Source organism: Porphyromonas cangingivalis (assembly GCF_900638305.1).
GTDB classification, from domain to species: Bacteria; Bacteroidota; Bacteroidia; order Bacteroidales; family Porphyromonadaceae; genus Porphyromonas_A; species Porphyromonas_A cangingivalis.
On sequence record NZ_LR134506.1, the window covers coordinates 2,370,001 to 2,396,688 of the forward strand.

The 26,688-nt window shown below is 44.6% G+C and carries 23 protein-coding genes and 1 rRNA gene (1 of these 24 only partly in view); 15 read left to right on the forward strand and 9 right to left on the reverse strand.

Going from position 1 to position 26,688, the window contains the following annotated elements; genetic code table 11:
* Positions 1-40, forward strand: a 5S ribosomal RNA gene (gene rrf, locus EL262_RS09860) (it extends 69 nt beyond the left edge of the window).
* Positions 41-309: 269 nt separating this feature from the next.
* On the opposite strand, the gene EL262_RS09865 is transcribed toward rrf, so the two are convergent.
* On the reverse strand, positions 310-1,206 hold the full coding sequence (locus EL262_RS09865) for a diaminopimelate dehydrogenase (RefSeq protein WP_025839354.1): 897 nt from the start codon (positions 1,204-1,206) through the stop codon (positions 310-312).
* A gap of 444 nt (positions 1,207-1,650) precedes the next feature.
* On the opposite strand from EL262_RS09865, the gene tgt reads away from it, so the two are divergent.
* The 6 genes from tgt (at position 1,651) to EL262_RS09895 (ending at position 9,053) form a co-directional block, all read left to right on the forward strand.
* Positions 1,651-2,781, forward strand: a complete 1,131-nt coding sequence (tgt, locus tag EL262_RS09870) for a tRNA guanosine(34) transglycosylase Tgt (protein ID WP_025839355.1) — start codon at positions 1,651-1,653, stop codon at positions 2,779-2,781.
* 12 nt (positions 2,782-2,793) lie between these two features.
* Complete coding sequence (locus tag EL262_RS09875) at positions 2,794-3,906, forward strand: LptF/LptG family permease (protein ID WP_078735887.1); 1,113 nt, start codon at positions 2,794-2,796, stop codon at positions 3,904-3,906.
* Between the two features lie 16 nt (positions 3,907-3,922).
* Positions 3,923-6,340 carry a replication restart helicase PriA gene (priA, locus tag EL262_RS09880; RefSeq protein WP_078735874.1) on the forward strand — a complete coding sequence of 806 codons (2,418 nt, stop codon included), beginning with the start codon at positions 3,923-3,925 and terminating at the stop codon, positions 6,338-6,340.
* A gap of 38 nt (positions 6,341-6,378) precedes the next feature.
* Positions 6,379-6,855, forward strand: a complete 477-nt coding sequence (locus EL262_RS09885; protein ID WP_025839359.1) for a low molecular weight protein-tyrosine-phosphatase — start codon at positions 6,379-6,381, stop codon at positions 6,853-6,855.
* Between the two features lie 151 nt (positions 6,856-7,006).
* Positions 7,007-8,173, forward strand: coding sequence for a DNA/RNA non-specific endonuclease (locus tag EL262_RS09890; RefSeq protein WP_078735875.1), 1,167 nt, complete (start codon positions 7,007-7,009; stop codon positions 8,171-8,173).
* Between the two features lie 28 nt (positions 8,174-8,201).
* Positions 8,202-9,053, forward strand: coding sequence for an O-fucosyltransferase family protein (locus EL262_RS09895; protein WP_025839361.1), 852 nt, complete (start codon positions 8,202-8,204; stop codon positions 9,051-9,053).
* A 144-nt stretch (positions 9,054-9,197) separates the two neighbouring features.
* Here EL262_RS09895 and radA read toward each other — a convergent pair whose 3' ends face one another.
* Genes radA through EL262_RS09910 form a run of 3 tightly spaced genes read right to left on the reverse strand, consistent with a single transcriptional unit; the run spans position 9,198 to position 12,097 of the window.
* Positions 9,198-10,577 (reverse strand): DNA repair protein RadA, encoded by a 1,380-nt coding sequence (gene radA / locus EL262_RS09900; RefSeq protein ID WP_036852406.1) that lies wholly within the window; start codon positions 10,575-10,577, stop codon positions 9,198-9,200.
* Positions 10,578-10,585: 8 nt separating this feature from the next.
* On the reverse strand, positions 10,586-11,506 hold the full coding sequence (locus EL262_RS09905; protein WP_174706353.1) for a dimethylarginine dimethylaminohydrolase family protein: 921 nt from the start codon (positions 11,504-11,506) through the stop codon (positions 10,586-10,588).
* 57 nt (positions 11,507-11,563) lie between these two features.
* Complete coding sequence (locus EL262_RS09910; protein ID WP_025839365.1) at positions 11,564-12,097, reverse strand: NAD(P)H-dependent oxidoreductase; 534 nt, start codon at positions 12,095-12,097, stop codon at positions 11,564-11,566.
* Positions 12,098-12,548: 451 nt separating this feature from the next.
* Between EL262_RS09910 and EL262_RS09915 the strand changes: the two genes are divergently transcribed.
* The 8 genes from EL262_RS09915 (at position 12,549) to rpmF (ending at position 19,247) form a co-directional block, all read left to right on the forward strand.
* The gene (locus tag EL262_RS09915; RefSeq protein ID WP_025839367.1) at positions 12,549-13,190 is read left to right on the forward strand and encodes a DedA family protein; all 642 of its coding nucleotides are present in this window, start codon (positions 12,549-12,551) and stop codon (positions 13,188-13,190) included.
* Positions 13,191-13,259: 69 nt separating this feature from the next.
* Positions 13,260-13,991 (forward strand): DsbA family protein, encoded by a 732-nt coding sequence (locus EL262_RS09920; protein WP_025839369.1) that lies wholly within the window; start codon positions 13,260-13,262, stop codon positions 13,989-13,991.
* Positions 13,992-14,161: 170 nt separating this feature from the next.
* Entirely contained in the window at positions 14,162-15,037 is an 876-nt protein-coding gene (locus EL262_RS09925; protein ID WP_025839371.1) for a metal ABC transporter solute-binding protein, Zn/Mn family, read from the forward strand.
* On the forward strand, positions 15,030-15,773 hold the full coding sequence (locus EL262_RS09930) for a metal ABC transporter ATP-binding protein (protein WP_051522819.1): 744 nt from the start codon (positions 15,030-15,032) through the stop codon (positions 15,771-15,773). The genes EL262_RS09925 and EL262_RS09930 overlap by 8 nt, the downstream gene beginning before the upstream one ends.
* A 103-nt stretch (positions 15,774-15,876) precedes the next feature.
* Complete coding sequence (locus EL262_RS09935) at positions 15,877-17,364, forward strand: sensor histidine kinase (protein WP_078735876.1); 1,488 nt, start codon at positions 15,877-15,879, stop codon at positions 17,362-17,364.
* Between the two features lie 3 nt (positions 17,365-17,367).
* Positions 17,368-18,105, forward strand: coding sequence for a response regulator transcription factor RprY (gene rprY, locus EL262_RS09940; protein ID WP_025839376.1), 738 nt, complete (start codon positions 17,368-17,370; stop codon positions 18,103-18,105).
* A gap of 415 nt (positions 18,106-18,520) precedes the next feature.
* A complete protein-coding gene (locus EL262_RS09945; RefSeq protein ID WP_025839377.1) occupies positions 18,521-19,045 on the forward strand; it encodes a YceD family protein in 525 nt (174 codons plus the stop codon).
* 22 nt (positions 19,046-19,067) lie between these two features.
* Positions 19,068-19,247 carry a 50S ribosomal protein L32 gene (rpmF, locus tag EL262_RS09950; protein WP_078735877.1) on the forward strand — a complete coding sequence of 60 codons (180 nt, stop codon included), beginning with the start codon at positions 19,068-19,070 and terminating at the stop codon, positions 19,245-19,247.
* A 374-nt stretch (positions 19,248-19,621) separates the two neighbouring features.
* Here rpmF and EL262_RS09955 read toward each other — a convergent pair whose 3' ends face one another.
* The 5 genes from EL262_RS09955 to EL262_RS09975 form a co-directional block, all read right to left on the reverse strand.
* Entirely contained in the window at positions 19,622-20,176 is a 555-nt protein-coding gene (locus EL262_RS09955; protein ID WP_025839379.1) for a GNAT family N-acetyltransferase, read from the reverse strand.
* 136 nt (positions 20,177-20,312) lie between these two features.
* On the reverse strand, positions 20,313-21,752 hold the full coding sequence (locus tag EL262_RS09960; protein WP_036854100.1) for an RNA-binding domain-containing protein: 1,440 nt from the start codon (positions 21,750-21,752) through the stop codon (positions 20,313-20,315).
* A gap of 70 nt (positions 21,753-21,822) precedes the next feature.
* Positions 21,823-23,454, reverse strand: coding sequence for an ATP-dependent nuclease (locus EL262_RS09965; RefSeq protein WP_025839383.1), 1,632 nt, complete (start codon positions 23,452-23,454; stop codon positions 21,823-21,825).
* Between the two features lie 40 nt (positions 23,455-23,494).
* Entirely contained in the window at positions 23,495-24,382 is an 888-nt protein-coding gene (locus EL262_RS09970; RefSeq protein ID WP_078735878.1) for a hypothetical protein, read from the reverse strand.
* Positions 24,379-26,643, reverse strand: coding sequence for an AAA family ATPase (locus EL262_RS09975; protein ID WP_078735879.1), 2,265 nt, complete (start codon positions 26,641-26,643; stop codon positions 24,379-24,381). Before EL262_RS09975 ends, EL262_RS09970 begins: the two co-directional genes overlap by 4 nt.
* Between the last annotated feature and the right edge of the window lie 45 nt (positions 26,644-26,688).

Sequence of the window (26,688 nt, forward strand, 5' to 3'; positions counted from 1 at the left end):
GATGGTACTACGCAAGTGGGAGAGTAGGTAGCCGCCACTTTTACAGTCGAGAGAGCTTTGGAGACAGATGTCTTCGAAGCTCTCTCTTTTTTGTTGTTTAGTTCCCTGCCGATCCGATCGCCCCTTGATCACCCTCTTTCTACTCATTCGACTTTAATCGATGATAATCGACGGGATAGGACTGCAATCGACGATAATCGACTCGGGGGCTTGAGTCTCATCATATCTTTGCGGTTGTAAAATAAAGATCCCCGAAAGCAGTTCAGTTTGCTTTCAGGGATTTAATGTCAACATGTAAAACTTTTATCATCAGACAAGTTTGCCGATCCACTCTTCTCTTTCTCCTGGTAGAAGATCTATTGGGGGAACTTCGGGGAGGGTATAAGCACCTGGCATCTGACGCATTGTTGCACGTGCACAAGCTACAAGAATTTGAGCTGTGAGGGCCGGATTATTGATCTTCATATCAAAGTGCAGGAGCTGGTTGTGGGTCTTTCCACTAACTCCTTTTCTACTCATATTGACGCCATGCCCCACATCTTTCAGATCATTGATGGAGTTGACTTGGATGACGTGTGTCTCGTCATGAGAGAAATAGTCATCGGCCTTGAGGCGTGCGGATACATCCTCAAGTGTATAGCCTTCTTTGAGCTGTACATAGACCATACGGCGATGGATGGATGTCCCTACAGGTATGGTCATAGATAGAGCGTCTGCCACGCCTTCGATGGCTCTGGCAGCAACGCTGTGCCCCATACTCATACCAGGTCCGAAGTCGGTGTAAGTGATCCCTTGAGGTACCATAGCCTGCATAAGTGTCCTTATGACCGAGTCACTACCGGGATCCCAACCTGCGGCAAGTATCGCTTTTGTCCCATTGGCTTTGGCAACTGCATCCAAATTGCGACGTAGAGATACGATTTCACCGTGAATGTCAAAACTGTCGACTGTGTTTATACCTTTGGCAAGGATGCTTGAAGCAACTTCGGGTACAGCTCGTGTGGGCTGAGATATGATGGCTACATCAACTTTACCCAATTCGGATATGTCTGTGACTTGTGTGTACTTTTGATATTGTGGGGGAAGTTCTGTAACCGATCGTCTTACGATCCCAACGAGCTCACAGTCTTGTGAGGCTTCGATGGCTTCGATGGCATAACGCCCGATATTACCAAGCCCAACAACGGCTATCCGTATCTTTTGAATTGTCATATTAATTGTTTTTGTTTGGGAGATATTATTTAAATGGTGGTACAAAGGTACATATTTAACGCCAGTTCGATATAAGGAAATACTCCACAAAACGAGTAAACACGTGTAAATCAAGCTGTTTTTACGCTCTATTTCAATAGGATAATCGCAAAGAAGAGCCAACAGATAAGTCTTTGGGGCTCAGACACAAATGAAAAGACATCTGAACGCAATATAAGCACATAAAAATCCTTCATGAAAAACTAAACATTTTTATAATCAACACATTATATCTCCTCCTTATATCGAACTGACGTTATTTATCTTTTCTCTTGAGGATATCGATGATTTCCAATAAAATCGAAAGATTTTTTAGAGATGTGTTGATACAGAAATGCTCTCCTTGTCATGATTTCTTGTACTTGTGATATCTCTCAAATGTGTGTAAATTTGTAGACTATGAAATTTGATATAGAAGCAACAGATAGCCGCTCGTCGGCACGTGCCGGGGTCTTGCATACAGATCACGGAGATATACATACCCCTATATTCATGCCTGTGGGTACGGTAGGATCGGTCAAGGCTGTACATATGCATGAGGTTAAGGATGATATCGGTGCAGAGATTATTCTCGGCAATACGTATCATCTATATCTCAGGCCGGGTGTGGATGTCCTCAAGAGTGCAGGTGGTCTCCATCGTTTTAATAGTTGGAATCGTCCTATCCTTACAGATAGTGGCGGTTTTCAAGTTTTTTCGCTCACGCATAGGCGTAAGATGAGTGAAGAAGGGGTTGTTTTCAGGTCACATATTGATGGCTCGAAGCATCTCTTTTCGCCAGAGAGGGTCATGGATATCGAGCGTGCGATAGGGGCTGATATCATGATGGCTTTCGACGAGTGTACTCCGGGAGATGCAGATTATAGGTATGCCAAGGAGTCGCTTGCTCTTACCGAGCGTTGGTTGGATCGTTGTTTCAAGAGATTTAACGAGACCGAACCTTTATATGGGCACAGTCAGTCTCTCTTTCCTATCGTTCAGGGCTGTGTCTATCCAGACCTCAGGCGTCAAGCAGCAGAAAAGGTGGCAGAGTACGGTGCGGACGGTAATGCCATAGGGGGACTCTCTGTAGGTGAGCCCACTGAGGCCATGTACGATATGATAGAGGTCGTGAACGAAGTCCTCCCGAAAGATAAGCCTCGTTATCTCATGGGTGTGGGTACCCCGGCCAATATCTTGGAGGGGATCGAGCGTGGTGTGGATATGTTTGACTGCATCATGCCTACACGTAACGGTCGTAATGGCCAACTCTTTACTTGGCAGGGTACGATGAATATGCGCAATGCAAAGTGGGCTAACGACCACTCTCCCCTTGATCCCCAAGGGACTTCTTTTGTCGATCATACTTACAGCCGTGCTTACGTGAGACATCTCATGGTGTCGCAGGAGATATTGGCACTTCAGATTGCATCGATACACAACCTTGCATTCTATCTTGATCTTGTACGCACTGCACGTCAACACATTATACAGGGTGACTTCACTCAGTGGAAAGCCTCCGTCCTTCCTGCTTTGTCCCAACGCCTTTAGTCCGAGATGAATATGAAATTGAAGCTGACTAAGATGTACGAATACTTGGGGATCATCCGTATCGACAGATATATCATCAGTCGATTTTTGGGAACGTTCATGTTCATCCTCATGCTGATTATGGCGATCATTGTCGTCATCGATGTACAGGAGAACCTATCCGATCTTCTGAAGCCCGAAGTGCCTTTGAGTGAGATTATTTTTAGCTATTACTTGGCATTGGTACCGTACTTTGCCAATCTTCTTGCACCTCTCTTCATCTTCATCACGGTCATCTTCTTTACTTCCAAACTTGCCGCTCGTTCGGAAATTATCGCCATACAAGCAGCAGGGATGAGTTTCACTCGTTTGTTGAAGCCTTATATGATTTCGGCAGCGATCATCAGTTTGGTTTCTTTTTCGTTCAGCAGTGTCATTCTGCCGAAACTCAACAAAACCCGAATAGGATTTCAGTACAAGTACATCAAGGACAAGAAGGTGGTCGTCGATGATAACCTTCAAGTGGAAGTGGCGCCGAATGTATTTGCTTTCTTCGGGTCGTTTGATTCGCGCTCGAATGAGGGACAAAACTTCTCCATGGAGCGGTTTGAAGGGCGTAGCCTTGTCTCTCGTCTCACTGCCGACAGGATCATCTACAATGGCGACAATAGTTGGACCATCAAGGACTATCGCATTCGAAACTTTGAGGGTTTGTACGAGCACACTGAAGATGGTGCTGAGTTGGACACAATTATGGTACTCAGACCTGCGGACTTGCTTATCTCTGAAGGGGATAATGAGCTCCTCACGACTTACCAATTACACCAATACATTGAGAGTCAAAAGAAGAGAGGTCTTGGCAATATCAAGAATTTTCAAGTCGAGTATCATAGACGGTTTGCATCGATGTTGGCAGCCTTCATCCTTACCCTCATCGGGGTATCTCTGTCTGCACGCAAGGTGAAGGGAGGGATGGGATTCAATATCGCTCTCGGTCTGGCTCTCGCCTTCTCGTACATCTTGCTGTTTACGATATCGAGTACCTATGCCATTAGTGGGGCTATGTCACCTTTTGTCGCGGCATGGATGCCGAATGCCCTTTATGTCCCCATAGCTTTATTCTTCTATTATAGAGCTAAGAAGTAAGCTTTTTTCCAACCTCATGTCCCCGGTCTATGTAGAAGTCCTCTTGCCCTTACCGACGCAAAAGTGTAGGTACACTTATGCTGTACCTGTGGGTATGCAGTCCACAGAACTTCTTTATAAGCTCGTTTGTGTCAGCTTCGGGCATGGTAAAGTTTATTCCGGGGTTGTCGTAGGAGTCTTGTCTGTCCCTCCCGATCCTTCGATAAACTACAAGTCTATCATAGAGATTTATCCCTATCCGCCTCTGCCGACCTTTTCAATCTCCCTCCTCGAATGGGTCGCAGAGTACTATATGTGCAGTCAGGGTGAAGTCCTCAAGGCAATGATCCCTGCGGCTTATCGTCCTGATGGAGAAGCTCATTATGGGGTTGATGAAGAGCGACTTGAAGCCAGTGGGGACGACAACTTGCTCAGAACCTTGAGTGCACTTCCCAAACGTTTTACCCTAAAGCAGTTCAAACAAACTTATCCCGAGACGACATTCAAGCTGTTACTCGAACTCCTTCACCAAGGGATCATCATCCTAAGCGACGAGCAGGGTATGGCTCCGAGACCTAAGGTTGTCAAAGGTTGGGGGGTATCTTCATCTTTTCTGTCAGACTCCTCCAAGTTGGATCATGCACGTGAGATGCTCAAACGCAGCCGTGGTGCGATCCGAGTCTTTGAGCAGATTGTGTCGGTGCACGATGCTCGTCTCAAATCCCGAGATCGTGATGCTGATTCACCTTTGCTTCCTGTCGCATTGATCTCCCTTGCCGAGAGATATGGGGTCGGTATAGCGGTGATCAAAAAACTCAGAGATCTGGGGGTCTTTGAGGAACAGGAAGTCCTTCTTGATATACAACAACACAGGCAGATACAAGAGCCTCTCGTGGAGGACGCCCTATCCTCATCGCTCAAAGTGCAATACCCCGATGCTCCGATTGTGTTGGCTCATATTGAAGCCTCAAGTCTGAGTCAAAGAGTTCCTTATGCTCTCATCTCCGAAGCCATGAGGGCTGGTGGCCAAGTCTTGTTGCTCTGCCCAACTCAGGAGGCTTTGCACGAACTTGAACCTCTCCTCATCTCTTACTATTCCGAGCACTCGCTCTTTCCTTTTCACTCAAACATCCCACCATACAAACGTAACAACACATGGTACGAAGCACTTCAAGGTGCTTCGGGCCTTTATGTGGGCTTACGCAAGGCGGTATGGCTGCCGTTTCGGGCTCTGAAGACCGTCATTATCCTTGATGAAGAGCACGTTGGTTATCGCCAGTTTGAACCTGCACCGAGATTCAACGCCCTCAATGTCTCCCTTGTGCTTGCCAAGTATTGCAGAGCACAAGCAATCATGACCACGGCTTCGCCTTCGGTGGAGCGACAGCTTCTTGCTCACGAGGGGCGTTATGCCTATCTGAACCTACCCTCCCGAGAGCCTGATAACAACTCTGCTACGCTCCAACTCATATCGCTCAAAGACTCTTTCAAGAAAAATAAAGTTCGTGGTCGTCTCCTCTCCTTCGAGGTCTTGGATGCACTACGTGAAAACATACAAGCGGGAGGAAAGGCACTTCTTCTCCTACATCGCAAAGGCTATGCCCGATATGTCACTTGCGAAGACTGTGGTATGACGCTCGAATGCCCCCAATGCAATGTGACCTATCGCTACTTTGAAAACAACAAAAATATCGTCTGTCCTCTTTGCGGACATCACGATGCCGTCCCACACTCTTGTCCCGATTGTGGACAGACCTCTCTTACGTTTGGAGGAACAGGCATCGAGAGGCTCGCTCAGGAAGTGCGCTATATCTATCCGGAAGTTTCCACGACCGTCATTGGAGAAGAGAGCGAAGCCGAGGGTATGGCGTCGGATATCCTACTCTCCTCGGATTATGAGATCCCCCGGAAGATATTACGCGCCCTTTCGCTCATTGTCATTGTCCAGTTTGATCTGCTCACCATGAAGCATGACTTCAGGGCAAACGAAAGGGCTTATCGACTTCTCTGTCATTGTCAGAACGAGGCACCCAAGCTCCGAAAATTCATCATTCAGTATCTTTCAGAGCACCAAAATGCACTTCTTGCTTTTCAGGCAAAGGACTATAACCTTCTCTTCGAGCATGAGCTCCAACAACGTGCCTTGGTCAAGTATCCCCCTTTCTCTCGAATGATAGATGCCTATGTCGAGTCTTCGGACAAGCGACAGGCTTACGACTTGGCCACTCTCTTCGTTGATCGAGCTCAGCAACTCACCGAACTCAGTGTCTTCGGTCCTGCCCCCCTGCCTGTCCGGAAGAAATGGGTCGAAGCAGGATACAAGCTTACCTTCATGATCCCTATCGACGAAGATCTTCGAGCGATGCGGAGATATTTGGAAGACCTTGCCGGAGAGATTCTTGCTGATAAGGCGGCGAGAGCTACACGTATCTATTTCGACGTTGATCCGCTATAAAAACAAATCAATCACCAATAAAAACTTTTTCCAAATTTATGAATCTCAAATACAAAATACTCTTTGTTTGTCTTGGCAACATCTGTCGTTCGCCCATGGCCGAGGCTGTGGCAGACAAGTTGATCAAGTCTCAAGGATTGGAGCATCTCGAAGTGGACTCTGCCGGCATCATGGGTTATCACGAGGGAGACAAGGCTGATCCTCGTATGCGCAAGCACGGTGGCGAACGAGGTTATGCCGTGACCTCAATCTCTCGTCCCGTGACCTACCAAGACTTCGAGGACTTTGATCTCATTGTCGGTATGGATGACAGTAATATCCGTGCCCTGTACGACAAAGCTCCAAGTGTCGAAGCCTCTCGGAAGATCGTCCGTATGGCGGACTACCTCACCTCGCATCCTGATTACGATCACATCCCGGATCCCTATTACGGTGGAGCTAAGGGGTTCGACCTCGTGATCGATCTTTTGGAAGACGGAGTGACCAATCTTCTCAAGCAACTCCCTAAAAAATAATCCACAACACAGACAAAACTTAGACAACAGATTCTATTCTATCTCGAGATAGAACGCATTCTCTCGTCTGAAAGAATGTACAAGAGTGTGTTTACTGTCTAAAAAGAGGTCTCTCTTCAAACGTTTGTGTCTCTTCACTTGTTTTACTTGTATGAAAAGGAATATAAATATACTCGCCATGGCATCCCTTGTGATGCTGCTGTTTTTGCAATGCTCAAGTTGCGACCACAAACCACCCCAACCGGAGGATGAGAGCTCTGTTGCATTCGATCCTCGGTTCGTGAATGGTAACAAGGTCGGATTTCAAGAAACTCAGATCTTTGTCAACATCGCCACAAATCATGGCTGGACGCTCACGCTGTCTTCAGACCAAGACTTTGTCGAAGCAGATGTTTTGTCCGGTAATGGAAACAGTTCGATCACTCTATTCATCCGACGCAATGAGGGTGCTGAACGCAGGGCGGAGATCAAAGTCGATTTTTCAAACGGTCTCACAAAGACTTTGACGCTTGTTCAGCTCAAAGCCAACGAGATTACGCCTGATCCTGCCCTCGCTTCTCGCCTTGAGATACCGAAACTCTCGGGAGATGCCGACTCTCGCTTCGTCGCGCACTATGCCCGTACCACAGCCGGTAAGGAAGTGATGAACTACTGTCTTGAATTTGTCTTGTCCAAGCATCAGAGCCGTTGGGTGGCTTTCCGATTTGATGACGAAACCCGTCCTAAGAATGTCAAAAGACAAGATACTTGGAGTGATGATCCGAAGCTCTTAGGGCTCACGGCTATGGGGACTTATCCTTATTTTCAAGGCATTGATATGGATCGTGGGCACATGGTGGCAAGCAACGACCGAGTCTTTAGTAAAGAGGCGAATGACCAGACCTTCTATTATTCAAATATTGCTCCTCAGATAGGTAAAAAGTTCAATCAATATATTTGGCAAGAGCTGGAGAATAAAGTCGCCAACTGGGGGCGTAGCTCCAACCTCGCTGACACACTGTACGTCGTCAAAGGGATCACTATAGACAAGCCTTCGGACATCATCGGGTATATCACCTCGAAAGGAAACAAGGTCACTGTACCGGTCGCAAAGAAGTGGTACATGGCACTCCTCAAGATAAAGGATGGTAAGTATTCGGCCATTGGTTTTATCTTTGATCATAAGGAATATACCAGTACTGCGATCCTTCCTGCTTATCGCCGTACGATCAAAGAGTTGCAGGATGAGGTCGGTGTCGACTTCTTCCACCTTCTGCCCGATGATGTCGAGAACGAGGTGGAGCGCACCGTCACCATAAAGCATTGGCCCGGCATATAAGAGGTATTACTGACCAACTGACTGTACTATGAAGAAAGAAAGACTGACACTCGTGCCCGTCGGTGGACTGACAGACCGTCTCAAGGTGATAGCCTCGGCCATCTCGATGGCACTTGAGGCAGAGCGAGAGATGGAGATCATCTGGTTTTCCAACGAAAGGTTGTACTGCCCATCTTATCGACTATTCACCCTTGCACCGGTCATCAAGGAGGCAGGGATTTCGATACGTGAGGCGACAGCCAAAGACTGGTTTTTCAATGACCGTCCTCATACGGGCAATGGTTATCTGTCCTATCCTTTTGTGTTCTTTCGGTACGATAGGTGTATCTCTCCCAAAGAGATTGAGACGGTAAGCAGGACTGCTTCGGGGCGTCTCAAAGAGTACTTCCGAGGTGGGGAGCGTATCTTGTTGACTTCTGCCACTTCTTTCGGTGATCACAGTCAGATGTTTAAGGATTTGGAGGCGACTGTGGAGGTGAAGAATGCTTTTCGCTCGAACCTCTCCGGTTGGACAGACAACGTCATCGGTGTCCATCTCGATGGCAATCAGCAACAGGAGCGACAGAACCATAGTCCGATCGAGCTATTTATCAAGCGGATGCAGGCGATGATCGAGGATGATCCGAGTGTGTCTTTTTTCATCGCTTCGGATATGGTGGAAGAGCGCGAACGACTGTCGGTGATCTTTTCGGGACGAATCTTGATGCCTCACACGCTGTCGTCCATGGATACGCCCAAAGGGTGTATCAATGCTTTTGGCGAACTTTTAGCTTTGGCGCAGACGAAGCGTATCCTTTCGACCAAAGGGGGATCCTTTGCCCAGGTTGCTTCACTCATTGGAGAGGTCCCGCTCGAAACGCTCTCAATATATTCTGAGTAACAACGGACACCTATAGCTCGTAATATGAGTAAAAAAGAAGTCGTTTGACTTAATATATTAAGTCAAACGACTTCTTTTTTTGTTTCGGATGATTCGATTTATTGTCTTTTACAACTTTTGGTGATCCTTCCGGAGGCTTGTGGGTCAGGCTTCTTTGAAGAGAAATCTGAAGGCTTCGTCGACTCGAGACACCGGTACCACTCGGATACCGACGCCGGAGAAGTCCATACCCTTGGTGTTGTCCTTAGGAATGACGATGGTCGAGAAACCGATTTTTTTTGCTTCGCTGATGCGTTGATCGATACGTGAGACCGCTCTCACTTCACCACTCAGACCGACTTCTCCCGTTACACAGACATGTCGAGGGATGGGCAGGTCAAGGTTGGAGGAGAGGACCGAAGCCAATATCGAAAGGTCGAGTGCCGGGTCTGAGATACGTAGTCCTCCGGCTATGTTGAGGAAGACATCCTTCTGGATGAGCTTAAATCCCGCACGCTTTTCGAGCACTGCGAGCAACATATTCATACGACGGATATCAGCACCCGTCGCAGAGCGTTGGGGTGTACCATATATGGCCGAGCTGACCAGGGCTTGTACCTCGATGAGGAGAGGGCGTACACCTTCGATGGTGGCCGCGATGCAGACACCGCTGAGGGTGTCATCAGATCCCGTGAGTAGTAGTTCGGACGGGTTGGATACTTCCCTCAGTCCCTCCGATCTCATCTCGTAGATGCCTATCTCGGAAGTGTTCCCAAAGCGGTTTTTCAGACTACGTAAGATGCGGTACTGGTGGTTCTGATCACCCTCGAAGCGTAGGACGGTATCCACAAGGTGCTCCATGATCTTTGGACCTGCAAGGTTGCCATCCTTGGTGATGTGTCCGATGATGAGGATGGGTATATTGTACTCTTTGGCAAAGGCAAGAAGGGCAGATGTACATTCTTTGACCTGCGTGAGGCTGCCTGCCGATGAGTCCGCAGAGGCCGTCTGCATGGTCTGTATGGAGTCGATGACCAAGAGGTCGGGTTGCTCATTGATGGCTGTCTGTATGATGAGATCGAGATCAGTCTCACTGAAGAGTTTGCATTGGTTGCACTGCTCAGTATCGATCAGTCTGTCTGCACGGAGTTTGATCTGTCCCGGGCTCTCTTCGCCTGAGACATAGAGAGTGTTGAGACTGTTGTGTCGGACAACGGACTGAAGGACAAGGGTACTTTTGCCGATTCCCGGCTCTCCTCCGATAAGTACGAGAGAACCCTTGACGAGCCCCCCACCCAGCACTCGGTTGAGCTCACCGTCCAACATGTCTACCCTCGGAGCCTCCTCGCCCGAGACCTCATTGAGTGGTATAGGTCGTCTGTCCAAAAGATCTGTCACAGCACGATTCTTCGTTGACTCCGGACGGACAGTGTACTCCTTGAGGGTATTCCATGCTCCGCAAGATGGGCACTTGCCTACCCATTTGGGGAAGTCATCACCACACGAAGAGCATAGGTAGACGATCTTGTTGTCCTTCTTTGCCATGGAGGGGGTTACTTGTATTCTCTACGTAGGGGGAGGGTCGTGCAGCGGAGCAGACCACCGAGCTTGGATACCTCTCTGTATGCTACTTCGACGGTCTCTATGCCACGAGCGTTGAGCCAGCCTTTGAGACGAGTGAAGGTGCTGTCGATGACGACCTTTGTGGGCGAAAGGCTGAAGACATTGGGGTTCATCTGGAACATCTCCTCACGAGTGATGATGAACGTGTTTTCGACCCCGAAGAGTTCGACCAAGTACTCCCAATCCTCTCTGTGACGGAACCCTCCGGGGAAGAGGATACACTTGTCTCCTCCGATGGGTTGGAAACAACAGTCAAGGTGTAGCACCCCTGTGTAAGGATCGGTGTCGTGCTTGACCAATTCCAAAGGGATGATCTCCTTATGTGGGAAAAGATCCTTGAGGAAGCCTATGGCATACTTGTTGGTCCTCGCCATCTTGTATTGGGAGTAGTTGGGCGATAGGTAAGTGCCGAGGAAAATCTTGTCAAAATACAAGAGGACGTCTCCGCCTTCGATGTGTACGTGTGAGGGAGGGGTGATGACCTTGGCCGGATCGATGTCTGCAAAGATCTTGTCATAGGCTTGTAGTTCCGCCGCACGATCGGATATGATATTGGCACGGATGATCTTATCTTCAATGACAAATGCCACATCACGAGCAAAGATCTGATTGCAGTCGTGGATGCTTTCGGGGCGAAGGACCTCTATCCCCTGAGCTGTAAGAGTCTCTGCAAGACCCTTAACTTCACGTTCGAGAGCGTCGTCAGAAGGGTATATATTTTGGATGAGGGAGTTGTAAGACTTCGCATCATAGGCCTCTGTCAGAGTAGGGCGTCTGCCGGGCTCTGTGCCCAGCCCCACGACCACGGTCTTGAGTGTCCCGCATTCGTCATGTACATTTAGTTGGATCATAAGAAATGTTGTTTTTATTATGTTTTGCTCAAAAAAGAGTCGGCTCTTTTGGGCGAATTATTTCTTGGTCACAAAGTCGATGTAGTCCTTGACATTCTTTTCGATACGGCTGTCCACATCCGGCATGCCTGCGCCGTAGAATGCAAAGACTCCGCCAGCTTTGGCACGCACGAAGCCTGCACTACCTATCACGAATGACATATATTTTTCGAGCGAAATGTTGCCCGGAGTCTTTTCGTCGAAGACAAAGTCCGGAGCACCACAGGATACTGCCACCTCGATGATCTTGCCCTCCATGTGCACTCCGCCGTCACCATAGCACCATCCTTCGGCCCATACCGTGTCCATCCATTCCTTCATGATCCCCGGTACCATGTACCAATAGAGTGGAAACTGTAGGATGATGCGATCGTATTGTGCCAAGAGTGCTTGCTCACTCGCCAGATCGAAACTTTTGTCCGCCCTGATCACATCCGTGAGGATGTGGATGCGGAGGTCTTCCCCCTCGTAAGGCCTGAGCCCCTTGACCCAGCTTCGGTTGATCTTTGATTTAGAGAGATTTGGGTGTCCTACGACAACTAATGTCTTCATATTTATATGCTTAATGTCTGATATGGTTGGTAGAAAAAATAGCTCCATAAGGAGCTTCACACAAAAATACAAGAATTTGATGAGAGAGCGAAACTCGCCTTCTTTTTATTTTTTTCGATGATACTGACCGGTGACATACTCCCTGAAGAGTTGTTCATTCAGGCGACAGAAGATGTTCTGTCGGGCGTCGGAAAGTCTTCTGTCAGAGCCTGTGAAATGCCCATGTAGGCACATGGTGCCCTTTCCACCGAGGTGGCCTATCGTCTCGACAGAGGTTGTTTCTCTTTGCCAAGTTCTTATGCACTTTACTATTATTGAGTGGGGAAGGTTTTAAATCATACCGGAACTTACAGGGGGAGTATGAATGTTAGGAACTGTTTTGATTGCAGAAAAATGAACCAAAAGGGGGGAAATAGTGTTTATAAAGGGTGAAAAATAAAAGATGCTGAGTATGGAGTCTTTGCCCTTTATCGAATGGTGTCTGGAGCACCTCAACTACTTCACGATCACTCTCTTGATGACGATAGAGAGTTCGTTCATCCCATTCCCTTCGGAAGTGGTGATCCCGCCGGCAGCCTATATGGCAGCTTCATCGGGTGACCTAAATGTATATCTGGTGGTCTTCTTCGGGACGCTGGGTGCCGTTTTCGGGGCTTTGATCAATTATGGCTTGGCGATGTGGCTGGGGCGACCTCTCATCTATCGATTTGCCAACAGCAGGTTGGGGGCGATCTGTCTGATCGACTCTGCCAAGGTGGAGAAGGCCGAGGGCTTCTTTGCCCGTAACGGTTCGATTTCCACTTTTGTCGGTCGTCTTATCCCCGGGATACGTCAGCTGATCTCTATACCTGCAGGCTTGGCTCGTATGTCGTTGTCGAAGTTTATCCTTTTTACCGCGCTTGGGGGTGGTATATGGAATGCTGTTTTGGCAGCCCTCGGGTACTACGCGGCTTCGATCGTACCTCGTGAGCAACTCATGGACTATATTCATCAGCACAGCAGGGAGGTGAGCTTGGTCATCGTGGCGGTGGTCGTCGTGGTGCTGGCTGTCTTCATATACAAAGCCATCAAGAAGCCTAAGGAAGTGGCTTGATGTTCACTTCTTCGGTCTTGAAAGAGAGAATTTTTACCAAACCATAACAGATAATAGACAAGATATATAATGAAAAAGATGATCATCCACTACTGGAGTGACGTGATGTGCCCTTTCTGCTATCTCGGCGAGCACGTCCTTGAGAGGGCATTGGAGAGATTTGAGCATAGGGATGAGGTGCATGTCCGTTGGAAGAGCAATATCCTCCATCCCGAGTTGGAGGTGGGGCAGAGTATTTCCTTCCTCGATCATATGCACCACTATGGCAATGACGGTGAACGGCTCGACAAAAAGATTGCCATCCTCAAGGAGATGGCAGAGAAGGAAGGGCTGATCTATGGGCTCGAAAAGGCGCGTATCGTCAACTCGACAGAGGTGGCTCGTGTGATGAAGTTGGCAACGGACAAGGATCTTGTGCTGCCCGTCGCAAAGGCCTTCGGCAAGGGATACTTCACCGATGGTACGGACTTCTCCAAGACTTCGGAGATCGTGCGTGTGGCTGTCGAGGGTGGTCTCGATAAAGCTGATGTGGAACGCGTATTGGCCTCAAGTGAGTACATGGCAGATGTCGTGAATGATCAGGCGACGGCTTCGCAGGCTTGTCCGAGATTTGTGCCTACGATGTACTTCAATCATGGTTTCATGATGGATGGGATCTTCGACGAGGATAAGATCGTCGAGACGCTCGGACGTGCTTACAAGCAATGGAAGGCCTTCACTCACCAGGTGATGACGATGGATCATGAGTCCATGGGACCCGACGAGTGTGCTGCCATCTGTGATATGCCCGCTCCGTATTGATATCTTCCTCTCCTGATGATGGTAAGGGATAAAGAAAGGCGTGCAAGGTATTTTCTTGCAGGCCTTTCTTATTCAGTTGTGTGGCTTGTGTTGCACAAAAATATGTATATTTGTATAATATCCTGATTGTGGGATGTTGTTTTTTAGAACAAAAGTTGATTTGAATTGATATGAAAAGATTGTTGAAAGGGTTATTGTTTTTTCTTCCTCTTATGGCACTATTGATGACAGCTTGTACGGCAAAGAAGTCCGACAAGCCTGTGATCACCGTGAGCATCGCTCCCGAACGTTTCTTCGTCGGGCGTATAGCCGGTGAGGGTTATCAAGTGAATGTCCTTGTGCCTAAGGATGCAAATCCTGAAATGTACGATCCGACACCAAGGGATATAGCTGCCATCGCGCACTCTGATCTTTATTTCTATATGGGTTCTTTGCCTTTCGAGCACATGTGGCTCACTGCAATCAAGGAACAAAATGCGGACATAAAGTGCATCGATATCTCCTCGCATCTGCCTCTGAAAGAGCACTCTTGTGATCACTGTCATGATGGACATGTGCATGGGGATCCTCACTTCTGGTCTTCTATCACGGGAGCAAAGGCGATTGCCAAAGGAATATACGAGGGACTTGTGGAGATGTACCCCGGAGATGCCGACACATTTCATGCGAACTATGAGATCCTGATCCGGGACATCGAAGCTCTTGAAAGAGAGTGTCGTGAGCTCTTTGATGACCTTGAGCATCGTGCCTTTATCATCTATCATCCTTCGTTGAGTTATTTTGCGGATGAGTGGCATCTTGATCAGCGTGCCATCGAAAGAGAGGGAAAAGAGCCGACTCCTGCCCACTTGAGTGACTTGATTGGCAAGGCCAAGGCCGATGGTGTGCGATTGGTGTTTATCCAAGAAGAGTTTGACGTCAAGAATGCAGAGATTGTCGCAAAAGAGATCGGAGCAAAGACGGTCTTGATCCGTCCTCTCGATGAGGATTGGATGGGGCAGATCCGTCTGTTGATTGACGCTTTTGCTTCCCAAAAAGATGAATAATACTTGTATAGATAAAAAAAACATCCTCGTAGCCCACGGTATTTCTGTGGGTTACGAGGATGCTCCTATCCTGAAGGATGTCTCTTTCAGCATCTATGACAAGGACTTTATCGGAGTGATAGGTCCCAATGGTGGAGGTAAGACGACGTTGATGAAGGCGGTATTGGGGCTGATCGCCCCTTCCGCAGGACATATTGACTACTTTGATGCTCGGGGACATCGTGTATCCTCGCTCGGGATTGGCTATGTGCCACAGCAGAATGCGATAGACAAGGCCTTCCCTATATCGGTCGAACGTGTTGTCGGGTACGGCCTCATGAAGTCAGGAAAGATACATCTCTCGAAGGATGATAGACGGATGGTACTGGAAACACTCGAAAGGGTCGGGATGATGGCATACGCTCGAAGTCCTATCGGAGAGCTTTCGGGCGGACAGTTGCAGAGAGTGTTGCTCGCCAGAGCTATCGTGGCGATGCCTACGCTGCTGATCCTGGACGAGCCCAATACCTATGTGGATAAGCACTTCGAGTCTCAGCTCTATGAGCTTCTCCCGGAGATCAACAAGCATTCTGCAATCCTCATCGTTTCGCACGATGTGGGAGCAGTATGTAAGATGGTTCGGCGTCTCTTCTGTGTCAACCGGGATCTGCATATACATGAGGATATCGATCTCTCTTGTGATGAGTGTAATGACTCTACATCGCTTAGGTATCTGTCTCTGTTAGAGTACAAATAGAGAAAATAATCGAATAAAAAGAGAGTAAATATTAACAGATTAAACCTTAAAGATTAACAATTATTGTGTTAATTCGCGTCGGAAAAATGCGTAATTTGCGAGTATGAGAAGGTCTACGATATGGTTGTTGATTATAGTGATGCTTTCTGCATTTGGCGGTCTGCTGTTCATGCAGATCAACTATATCAATGTCATGTATCAGTACCGAAATGAGCAGTTCAACGAGTCAGTCTACCTCGCTCTCTACCAAGTCAATACTTCCTTGGAGACTGACGAGATACATCGGTGGATCGATGATCAGATCAAGACTGATGTTGTCTATCCCAGTAAATTTGGGCGATACCCCGATCCTCTTAAGTATTCCGAAAGTTTTCAGTTGGATCAGTTGCCCATAGACCCACTCAATCCAAGGTCTAAAAGCAGTGACCGATTTCTTGCGACTTCAAGTCTTATCCAAAATCAGTTGATCAGTCAGCTGGGGTATATCCAAGATAAGTTTAAGGAGTATGCCATAAAAATGGTGATGAAAGGTACTCCCACACCGTTTTATGACCGTGTGACCCAAAATCAGTTGGAGACCTACATGAGCGAGCATCTATCCAAGAGAGGGGTAGGGTTGCACTGCGTATACGAAGTGGTCAATTACAGTAATCAGGTGTTTTTCTCGAATGGTCGAGTGCCTGCAAATAAGCCGGGTGAAGTGTATACTCAGGTTTTATTCCCTAATGACAACCCCTCTGATCTGCATTTCCTGAAGGTTTACTTCCCCGGTAAACAGGATTATATCTCGGGACGAATGGATCTGATGATACCTTCGCTGATCTTCACAACACTCCTGTTTATCTTCTCAGTCATCACCATTATCATCATCTTGCGTCAGAAGAAGTTGGCCGAACTGAAAGCCGATTTCATCAACAATATGACGCACGAGCTCAAGACGCCGGTCTCGACCATCATCCTCGGTTCGCAAATGCTCCGAGATAGTGATGTGAGCAAGACCCCCGAGATGTCCAAGAATATCCTCAACTCCATAGCCGACGAGGGTAAACGTCTCAACTTCCTCATCGAGAAAGTACTACAGATGTCTCTCTTCGACAAGGAGAAAATCGCTTTCAAATTCAAGGAAGTCGATATTCAAGAGCTACTTATGTCTGTCGTGAATACGTTCAGCATCAAGACCGAGAGCTACGGTGGTGGTATCGGCATCGAGCTTGATGCCACTGATACAGATGTATATGTCGATGAGATGCATATCACCAATGTCCTCTTCAACCTTCTCGACAATGCCATCAAGTACCGTCGTCCTGATGTGCCCCCACAACTGACGGTCGGTACTTATAACGAAGGTAATAAGCTGTGTATCTACATCCAAGATAATGGTATAGGGATCAAAAAAGAATACTTGAAGAAGGTCTTCGATCGCTTTTTCCGAGTGCCTACGGGGAACGTCCATGACGTCAAGGGTTTTGGCCTCGGTCTGGCGTATGTGAGTAAGATCGTTCGTGATCATGGGGGCGATATCCGAGCGGAAAGTCAGCTCGGTAAGGGAACAAAGTTTATAATTATTTTGCCACTTATAAATACTAAGTAAATTATGGAACAAAAAATGAGAGTCTTCTTTTGCGAAGATGACGAAAATCTGGGGATGTTGCTTCGTGAATATCTGGTAGCCAAGGGATATGATGCAGTTCTATTCACTGACGGTGAAGCCGGGTATAAAAACTTCGTCAAGGAATCGGATTCTTACGACATCTGTGTCCTCGACGTGATGATGCCTAAGAAAGACGGCTTCTCTCTTGCGGCAGACATCAAGGAGATCAATCCTGATATGCCTATCATCTTCTTGACCGCAAAGACAATGAAAGAAGATGTGCTTGAGGGCTTCAAACTCGGTGCGGATGACTATCTCTCCAAGCCTTTCAGCATGGAAGAACTCATCTTCCGTATCGAGGCTGTCTTGCGCCGTGTCAAGGGTAAAAAGGCTAAGGAAGTGCCATTCTATAAGGTCGGCGAATTTCTCTTTGACACTCAGAAGCAGACCTTGACCATAGGCGAAAAGGTGACCAAGTTGACCACAAAGGAGTGTGAGCTTCTCAATCTCCTTTGCGCTCACGCTAACGAAATCCTTGAGCGTAACTATGCCCTCAAGAGCATTTGGAACGAAGATTCATATTTCAATGCTCGCAGTATGGACGTCTACATTACCAAGCTTCGCAAGCTCCTCAAGGATGACCCACGTGTGGAGATCATCAATATCCACGGTAAGGGGTACAAACTCATCACGCCCGCTTCAGAGTATCCCATGAATGGGGATAATGTGCAAGTGATTTAAGCACGAGCTAAGGGCTTGTGTCACTCAAGGCGGAGAGTCCTATTATTCAGTATATGACAATGGGGTTGTGTCAAAATCTGTTTTGACACAACCCCATTATTGTATTATCAGTATGAGCAAATATAAGGCATGAAGCAGGGCAGAAAGGCCTGAGTGGCACTATGAGCTGCATACTGCCGCATATCTTTTATGGCGAGTGCTTTGGAGATAAGGTAGTCTCAGAGCCCGTGTGGCTTCTTTTCTTTTTAGATCAAGAGAAATGAGTGTCTCGGATTACGCTCTATTGGGATGAAAGGCAACTTTGTTATGGCAATAAATATGATGTCTCCTATGCCTTCTTAATTCCTATATTTTTTGAGTTCTTGACTTGTAAATCCGCTTATTTTAGTGTAACTTTGCACAGTTTTACTGTATCATGGATCGTAGAGAAACGTACATATTAGACTTCACTCATCCGATTAAATCGCCCAAAACGATTGACTTCCAACTCGATCAAGAGTATTGGGCAATGATGAGCTCCGATAGCATCTCCAACGGCGATGTGTCGGCTACTGTGCTCATTGAGCCCGTACGTGATCTTTACAAAGTTACATTCTCCTTTGAGGGGACAGTGACTGTTCCATGTGACAGATGTTTGGCACCTGTTCGACTTGATGTAGATGTCGAAGAGGAGGTGTCCTTTGATTTGGGTGAAGAGTTGTGCGACGAAGATGATAAGACCATCATCCTTAATGCACAAGATCCCAAGTATGACATCTCCATGTTGATGTTTGAGATGATCGTTCTCTCATTGCCATTGCAACGTATGCATGACATCGAAGACTGCGATCCCGAGATGGTAAAGTTCTTGGTCTCAAGCGCACCTGATGCCGATGAGCCTTCTCAAGAAGAAGACCCGCTGTGGGCAGACCTCCGAAAGGCTGTTAGTAAGAAGAAGTAATAACAATTAAAATAGATCAGACATGGCACATCCTAAAAGACGACAGTCAAAGACCAGAACAGCGAAGAGACGTTCGCACGATCACGCTACAGCTCCAACACTCGCACTTTGCCCCAACTGTGGTGCATGGCACGTATACCACACCATCTGTGGTGAATGTGGTTACTACAGAGGCAAGATTGCTATCCGCATGGAAGAGTAATTGCGAGTAGATCGAAAACACTCGGTCTTTATCACAAATAAAAAGCACCTCCTATCTGTTTTAGGAGGTGCTTTTTGTGTTTCTGAAAAAGGGATATATAATGCCTCATCAATACTCAGACAGTATCCTATCATCTATACTCGATTATCCCAAGCTCCTCATCAAAATATCTATGAACGCTTTCGTTTGGTTGCAAAGATAATATGAGCTGCGCTCGTTCAAGTCGATTACAGTCGATTATAGTCGAATGTCGTTGATTATGATTGTGCATTCTCTCACGACCCTATCAACATCAATGGAAATTCTGAACATAATGGTATGCCTAAAGCATACCTACAAGCTTGAGGGGATAAAAGTAGGATTGAGGAGAACGTTTATCTGCCTTTCAGCCTTTTCCAATTTTCTAATGTGAGTTTCGTGAAATGTTCTGTGCGAAATTCATTCAATAATGGAACTGCTTTGTCGTGTTCTGTGTGGCTGTAAGTAAATCCGCATTTCTCTTGTACACGCCTTGATTTTTCATTTCCATCAAAATAACCACACCAAACGGTAGTCTGCTTTAGGTCATCAAAAGCATATCGAAGTAGCTCATTTACAGCTTCGGGTATCAAACCCTGTCCCCAAAATGGCTCTCCGATCCAAAAGCCTATTTCGCACTCGGTATCTGCCATTTTTGCGGAGTAAGTTTCACTTCTTGCCGTCATTATTCCAACACTACCGATTGCTTCTCCTGTCGCTTTCAATACAACAGCATAAGTTTCAGGAGTCGAAAGAACGCTCTTAATAATCTCACGACTATTCTCAATGCTCGTATGTGGCGGCCAACCGGCTATTGGACCAATATTAGGGTTTTGCGCATACTTGTAAAGTGCTTCGGCATCTTTCTCTAGCCATGGTCTCAAAATTAAACGTTCTGTTTGTAATTCCATATTTTATTCAGATTAAATTTCTACTCTACCATCTGGTTCGCTGTGTCTTTCCTACCTCTAACAATATAGAACTACACTAATAGCTACTCTAAAATACAATACACTGTTTTGCACTGCGCCACTCTATTCTCTTATTCTATTTGAGTATTATCCACTTTCCAGCCTTTGTAGAGCCTTCGTGCTTGATTACTCCTTCTTTAACCATCCTCCTAAGATAATAACGAATACTGTCCTCCGTTCTGTTTAACCTTTTGGCTAAATCTTTCCTTGTAACTTGCGGAAAGTTTTTTATTTCATCTAATATTTCATCCTCTATATTTCTTGGGCTTTTCTTGGGTCTTTCTTGGGCTTTTCTTGGGCCTTTCTTGGACTTTTCTTCGGTAGTTTCTCCTCCAAAACCCTCTTCAAAATACTTTTGAGAAACGTTCTCAACTACTCGAAAAGCTGTAATCAATGAAAAATCAAAAGAGGCTTGCCCATTACCGTTTTCTTCCAACTCCTTCTGAACTCGGTAGACTCCACGGCTGAATCGGTTTACATAGCCCAAAACTTTCATTGCTTCGGCAATAAAGGGATTCCGATAATCACTCACATTGGGGAAATTGTCGGGACTGACCTTGCCATATAATCCGCCAGGGTTTTGAATCTCGATACGGTCGTCATACTCATAAAACTGAATAGGTGCATTCCCTTCGTAATCCCTATGCATAATGGCATTCATCAACAACTCTCGAGTAGCCCAGTATGGGTACTTAGAAACTGTTTCTTCCCGAAGTACACTCACGGGAATAGGACGCTTTTGAGAGATGCTTGTCTCGACAAAAGCATCAATCTTAGGCAATACCCTACAAAGATTTCCACTAAACTTATGCTCGTTGAGAATATCGCTCGCACGATCCTTACCCTTGAAGCGAACATATTGAATATACGCCCCATGTACGTGTCGCTCAGGATTCTTTCCAAATAGGACAATAGCCCCATTAGTCGGACAGTTATAGCGCAAACCATATAAGCCAAGGGAGGAAAGTTGATCCGTGATATCTCGTTTGTCTTCACCGAGAACATCCTCTGCCACAGCCTTGGGCAAAAACTCCTTACGAATGAGAGATACATCTAAGTCGTCAATGCTCGTTCCCAAACAAGGCATTGCGTTAAAGGTACGAACATTGGAGAGCCGTCTTTCAGTAAGTATCTTTTCTTCTGCCTCTGTTGCAGTGCTCTTCCGAGGACCGACACGTACCCAAACGCGCCCCCGATAACGTACAGGAGGAAATTCTGAAGGCTGGACTTCTGCCACCAATACATCCCCTTCATCAAAATGGAACTTTTCTACTGTCATGATGGGCTGAGGGAGAATGTTGCCATCCGTCCGAATATTGGCAATCTGCAATAAGAGTTTATCATCAACCTGCAAACCTGACAACTCTCCATTATCCTTTGCTCCAATAATGAGATAGCCATTCTTACCACTACCCGAAATATCATTTGAGAAAGCACATATAGCCTGACAAAACTTATCCATGTTGCCAGTTGATTCTGTTCTCTCAGTATTGTTGCTCTCCGTGTCTGAAAGCATTTGTAGAAGTTCCTTTTTCGTTATCGTGACTTTTCCTTTGTTTTAATGTGCATCAGATAATCTTTACCTATCATTGGCTTGAAAAAGATAACTCCCAACATCTACTCAATGCCTCGTAACATGTTTTCATTTCAGTTTCAAACTGTTCTTTTGTAATCTGATCTCCAACCCTCTTTGCTAGTTGTTTTTTCTTTTTGCCATTCATTGCATCGACTTCTGCCTGAGATTTACGCCAATTACCATCATTGGCATCGGGACAATCTGGGTAGCATTGCTCAATGTCTCTCTTGTTCAGAATAAAGATTTGATTATTCGTTACTAAAGATTTATATCTCCTTTGGAAATCCTGTACTCCACCTTCAGTTTGTCCACTTGGCAAATCCATCAAGATGACCAATCGCCCCCCGTAAATATTATTATTTAATGGAGTATAGGCTTTCTCAATCGCATTTATTGTTCTTTCTGTCTGATCTATATCTCCATGTGCTTGAATAATTTGGATTGAAGGTTTGTCCCAGTAATGGCGTTTTATGACTCTTGTAAAGAACTCAAATTCACTTTGCCCCTCCACGATGATAAAGTTATTTGGGAGTAATAGGTCGGCAGGACTTCCTCCTAATAAATCATAAATAACGTATGGTTTTTCTGAATCATCAACTATGCTAATCTCTGTTTTTCCACTTGTCTTTTCAACCTTAAACAGAGTTTGGTTAGGATGGTTTTCAGCAACAAATACCGAAGAATGAGTATTTATAAACACTTGATCTGTCTCTTTTGAAAGCTCATATAGTACTTCTTTGAGCTTTCTTTGCGCCATGGGGTGAAGGTGTAATTCAGCTTCATCAATAAAGAAAATAAAAGATTTGCCAATGTCATCATTTTGCTTCCTAAAATCAGCATAAGCTTGTATGATGGACAACATTAAGGCTCTTTGCATTCCATCCCCTTTTTCTTCCGCTGAGGTCTCAATTCCATCGTCTATGTCGGTATTGAAGTTTTTGAGTAAGTCGTCAAAAGCTGGTGGGGTTACTTCAAAACGAACATTGGTAGTATCTGGGAATTGTTTTTCCAGATAAATTTTTACCTGATTTCCTATTCTATCGAATTCAGTCTTAATTTCAGATTCATCATCTTCAAATAGGGCTGAAAATTTCTCTTGAAATTCTTTATACTGTTGATTCGTTTGGAGGATTGTTGTTAATACATTCGATAGCATTACGCCCATTGGTGTATTCTTCGAGTATTTTGCAACAGAATCATAATACTGCTTTGTTGTTATGTATTCAAATTTTGGAAGAAAATCATTTAAAGCTGCATCAAAGCCCGTTCCTGGAGGTATTTCACTTCCCCTGATAAACATTTGTCGTTTCTTAGAATCTGAACTACATCTCCGAAAGCTAACAATATCTGCCTCTCCAAGCTTTGAGGATAGTGTAGTTTTATTCTTTTCATTCTGCATATTGTGCAAACCATCCTGCGCCCCACAGAATTCAACTTCGACAAACATTTCCAGTCCGTTGTCTCTTAAGTATTTCAGTTCTTGCAAGTTTCCCTTATAACCATTAAAGAAAAATTCCAATGCTTCAAAAAGATTTGTTTTCCCACAGTTATTCTGGCCAACAAAGATATTAAAGTCTGTCACCTCTATTTCAGCCTTTTCAATAGATCTGAAGTTTTGAATTGTTATTTTGCTTATTTTCATAATTAGATCATTGTTTATGAGTAGAATATTTTAATGGTCACTAATCTGTTGAGGGAGTACAAATACCTAATTGCTCCAAGATATCTCTGCCGAACTTGCTAAGGGGCTGTTTGCTGAGATCTTCGACTTCTAAGTGATAGCCGAAGAGCATACGTTTTATTTCAGGCATGCTTAAAGATTTGTCCTTGAAGAATGTCTCTATTACACTATCATAGTACCCACCAAGATATCCCTGAGCTTTGAAGATTAGGTCTTCTGCGAGGCTTGTTTGTTGAGCGTATAAAGGATTGATATAAAGGAGGTCTAGGTCGTTTTTGACTAAGGGGTTTTGGGTAGAACTGGGTGTTGTCGTTATATCAGGAATCTCTTGTCTAGTAATTACTGTTATTAGGTTATTAACTTTGAATAGAGGGAGATTCTCGAACCCTGATATGTATGGATTATGCGTTAATTTCCTTGTGCCCTTGATGCGATTACATGAGCTACAACTCGGGATTAAATTGTAGAAAGATAAAGCTAAGGCTGGGTAACTATCTTGGGAATAGAAGTGATCGAGTTGAGCCTCACGAGCTGTTGGGGTTCTAGAATCTCTTGTAAGTATGTAATTATGGTTACAGTAAGGACAGACTTGTATCCCTATTTTGTTTATTAGCCAATAAGCTAGCCTTTGCCCTTTATAATTAGGAATATTATACTTCTTCTTAATAAGTCTATATTGATAATTAAATATCTCCTTTATATCCTCTCTGCTCTTTTGATTTTCAAGATCATTATTTTTAGACACTAACTTATCTGCAGGACAAGTTAACATCTCCCTTATTTCTTTATGAGAGATTGTATTTTTTTTATTGGCTGGCCAATTTGACAAGAGTATATTTGCATATTCCTCGGCTATGTTGTCAAGATTCGGGGTATTTATTTTGATCATTGTCTATTTGCTTTCTTTTTAAGCTCTTCTAGCTTTTTCTTCTTTCTAAGTCCTTCCAGCTTTTTCTTCTTTCTAAGCTCTTCTAGCTTTTTCTTCTTTCTAAGTCCTTCCAGCTCTTTCTTCTTTTTAAGTTCTTCTAGCTCTTTCTTCTTTTTAAGTTCTTCTAGCTCTTTCTTCTTTTTAAGTTCTTCTAGCTCTTTCTTCTTTTTAAGTTCTTCTAGCTCTTTCTTCTTTTTAAGTTCTTCTAGCTCTTTCTTCTTTTTAAGTTCTTCTAGTTCTTTCTCTTTTTGCTTTATTTGAAGATCAATACTATAAGATTCATTTAATAGATTCGTTAATTCTCTACGAATGATTGGTTCTCCTACGAGATTAATTTCTCTTTGTAGTTCATCATAGTCTTTCTTTTTCTCATTTATGTCAGTTAGAAGCCGTTCTATTTTCTTTTGTGCGAACTCTCCGATAGGCATATTTTCAATAAAGAATGAATCTTTTAGCATCGAATGAATATTGGCTCCGAATGTCTCTTGTTTGAGCCCACTACTTGGGACACCCTCTTCTAGATATAGAACTTTACTTTGAGGAATGTCAGAAAGTATAAAAGGAGAATGAGTAGCCAAGAGGATATTGATACTATGTACTTCTTGGTAGCCCATCGTTCTGATGGCTTTAATCAACCTAAAGAGAAATTCTCGTTGGTATTCGGGGTGAAAATAAAGCTCAATTTCGTCAAGTATTATATTAATATTTTTGTACTTGACTAGAGTTGCATGAGTATCTGCAACAGAGTTTATATTACGTATATGGTAAAGAATGCAAGATATTGTATACAGTAATTGTTTTTCTCCTGAACTCAATTGTGAAACAGAGTGTTCTCTGTCCTTTTCTCCCTCCTCTCGGCTCTTCTTTACGAGTATCTCTAAAGAAAAAATGGGAGGTGGTATTCTGTATATCTTGTCTTTATTTTTGTATTCATCTGAGACGGTGATGGATGAAAAATCATCAATTGTAACACTCTTATTGCTTCTTCCGCCTATATCTTTATAAATCCTGCTGTTATGTCCACCCAAAAGATAATTTATCGTTTGGTGCAACTTGTTTGTAATATGACTGGTATCCTTTCTAATTTCTTCGATGAAATTTTTCCACTCATCATCTGTTGTTACATCTTTCCCTATCACTTTATTGATAAAACATTTCTCATATTTGTAAGCTATAGATATTGTTTTATAAATAAGATATGCAAAAGCATGCTCTAACTGATTACTTTCAAAGCTTATATTAGTATTTTGTCTGATTTTCCGTTGGCAATCTGCACCTAATGCATTCTCCCAAGCCTTTCTTACTGATTCAATTTCTGTAAGTTGTTTCTTAGTCTTGCTCTTGTAAATGCTTTTCTCCTTCAGGTGGTCGAAGACTCTATCTTCCAGAGCGTTTTTAGGACTTTTCCTTGATCCTAAAGCATTTTCTTTTTGACCTATCTTGATTTCGGTTACCTTATATTTACCATTTAGTTCTAAGAATGGGTTTTCTTTTGAATCTTTGTCTATGAAAAAGAGGGAGATAAGACGGTCTTTGGAAAGGGTATTTTCGACATTAATATCAAAACAACCCTCTGTTCGCATTGGATTCAATACAATAGGGGTTTGATAGCCATCATTCTTGTGAAAAAGGCCATTTAGCCAATGTTTTTTACTTTGGGGAGCCCCTTTTTCTTTCGCATAGTCATTGGTGTTAAATGCATAAATGGAGTAATTCAAAAGAATTGTATAGAATAAGTATTCTTTTCCGTTACCATTATACTTTTCTATTATGTTCCCGTCCAATAGTACCTTGTTATCCTTATTTTGTTTGATTGAATATATAAAATTGTTGTAGGAAAAATATAGTTCTCCTCTTACCCCTTTGATCCAAATGATGTCTCCCCCTTTTTTGTCCTTATCATTAAAGTCACCAAGTAGAGCACATGCAAAATTATTAAGTAATCTGAGTATAAAGTCTATAAGAGCGCTTTTTCCACTACCATTTTTTCCAACTATAGCATGGATACTTATAGTGGGACTCTTTGTATTCTCTTCCAATGAGTAAAAATTATCAGGAACAATTTTTGTGTCGCATTGAGGCTTATCATCTATGATTGTATATTCTTTATCGAAGATGTACCATATATCCGAAGACAGATTTTTACGGATGTATTCTGCACACTCGCTACCGATTTTGACCGCAATAAGTTTTAGCCCCTTTGCTATTTCAGGAGATGCCATTTTTTTATCCTTTTATTTATATGTTCTGTTATATGGCTCAAATCT

Excerpts from the sequence above, each read along its gene's own strand:
- radA (WP_036852406.1), bottom strand. The coding sequence starts at position 10,577 with ATGGCAAAGAAGGACAACAAGATCGTCTACCTATGCTCTTCGTGTGGT.
- EL262_RS09960 (WP_036854100.1), bottom strand. The coding sequence starts at position 21,752 with ATGCTTTCAGACACGGAGAGCAACAATACTGAGAGAACAGAATCAACT.
- EL262_RS09970 (WP_078735878.1), bottom strand. The coding sequence starts at position 24,382 with ATGATCAAAATAAATACCCCGAATCTTGACAACATAGCCGAGGAATAT.
- EL262_RS09955 (WP_025839379.1), bottom strand. The coding sequence starts at position 20,176 with ATGGAATTACAAACAGAACGTTTAATTTTGAGACCATGGCTAGAGAAA.
- EL262_RS09965 (WP_025839383.1), bottom strand. The coding sequence starts at position 23,454 with ATGAAAATAAGCAAAATAACAATTCAAAACTTCAGATCTATTGAAAAG.
- EL262_RS09890 (WP_078735875.1), top strand. The coding sequence starts at position 7,007 with ATGAAAAGGAATATAAATATACTCGCCATGGCATCCCTTGTGATGCTG.
- EL262_RS09930 (WP_051522819.1), top strand. The coding sequence starts at position 15,030 with ATGAATAATACTTGTATAGATAAAAAAAACATCCTCGTAGCCCACGGT.
- rpmF (WP_078735877.1), top strand. The coding sequence starts at position 19,068 with ATGGCACATCCTAAAAGACGACAGTCAAAGACCAGAACAGCGAAGAGA.
- EL262_RS09875 (WP_078735887.1), top strand. The coding sequence starts at position 2,794 with ATGAAATTGAAGCTGACTAAGATGTACGAATACTTGGGGATCATCCGT.
- EL262_RS09895 (WP_025839361.1), top strand. The coding sequence starts at position 8,202 with ATGAAGAAAGAAAGACTGACACTCGTGCCCGTCGGTGGACTGACAGAC.
- EL262_RS09945 (WP_025839377.1), top strand. The coding sequence starts at position 18,521 with ATGGATCGTAGAGAAACGTACATATTAGACTTCACTCATCCGATTAAA.
- EL262_RS09915 (WP_025839367.1), top strand. The coding sequence starts at position 12,549 with ATGGAGTCTTTGCCCTTTATCGAATGGTGTCTGGAGCACCTCAACTAC.
- rprY (WP_025839376.1), top strand. The coding sequence starts at position 17,368 with ATGGAACAAAAAATGAGAGTCTTCTTTTGCGAAGATGACGAAAATCTG.
- EL262_RS09925 (WP_025839371.1), top strand. The coding sequence starts at position 14,162 with ATGAAAAGATTGTTGAAAGGGTTATTGTTTTTTCTTCCTCTTATGGCA.
- priA (WP_078735874.1), top strand. The coding sequence starts at position 3,923 with ATGTCCCCGGTCTATGTAGAAGTCCTCTTGCCCTTACCGACGCAAAAG.
- EL262_RS09920 (WP_025839369.1), top strand. The coding sequence starts at position 13,260 with ATGAAAAAGATGATCATCCACTACTGGAGTGACGTGATGTGCCCTTTC.
- EL262_RS09975 (WP_078735879.1), bottom strand. The coding sequence starts at position 26,643 with ATGGCATCTCCTGAAATAGCAAAGGGGCTAAAACTTATTGCGGTCAAA.
- EL262_RS09905 (WP_174706353.1), bottom strand. The coding sequence starts at position 11,506 with ATGATCCAACTAAATGTACATGACGAATGCGGGACACTCAAGACCGTG.
- tgt (WP_025839355.1), top strand. The coding sequence starts at position 1,651 with ATGAAATTTGATATAGAAGCAACAGATAGCCGCTCGTCGGCACGTGCC.
- EL262_RS09935 (WP_078735876.1), top strand. The coding sequence starts at position 15,877 with ATGAGAAGGTCTACGATATGGTTGTTGATTATAGTGATGCTTTCTGCA.
- EL262_RS09885 (WP_025839359.1), top strand. The coding sequence starts at position 6,379 with ATGAATCTCAAATACAAAATACTCTTTGTTTGTCTTGGCAACATCTGT.
- EL262_RS09910 (WP_025839365.1), bottom strand. The coding sequence starts at position 12,097 with ATGAAGACATTAGTTGTCGTAGGACACCCAAATCTCTCTAAATCAAAG.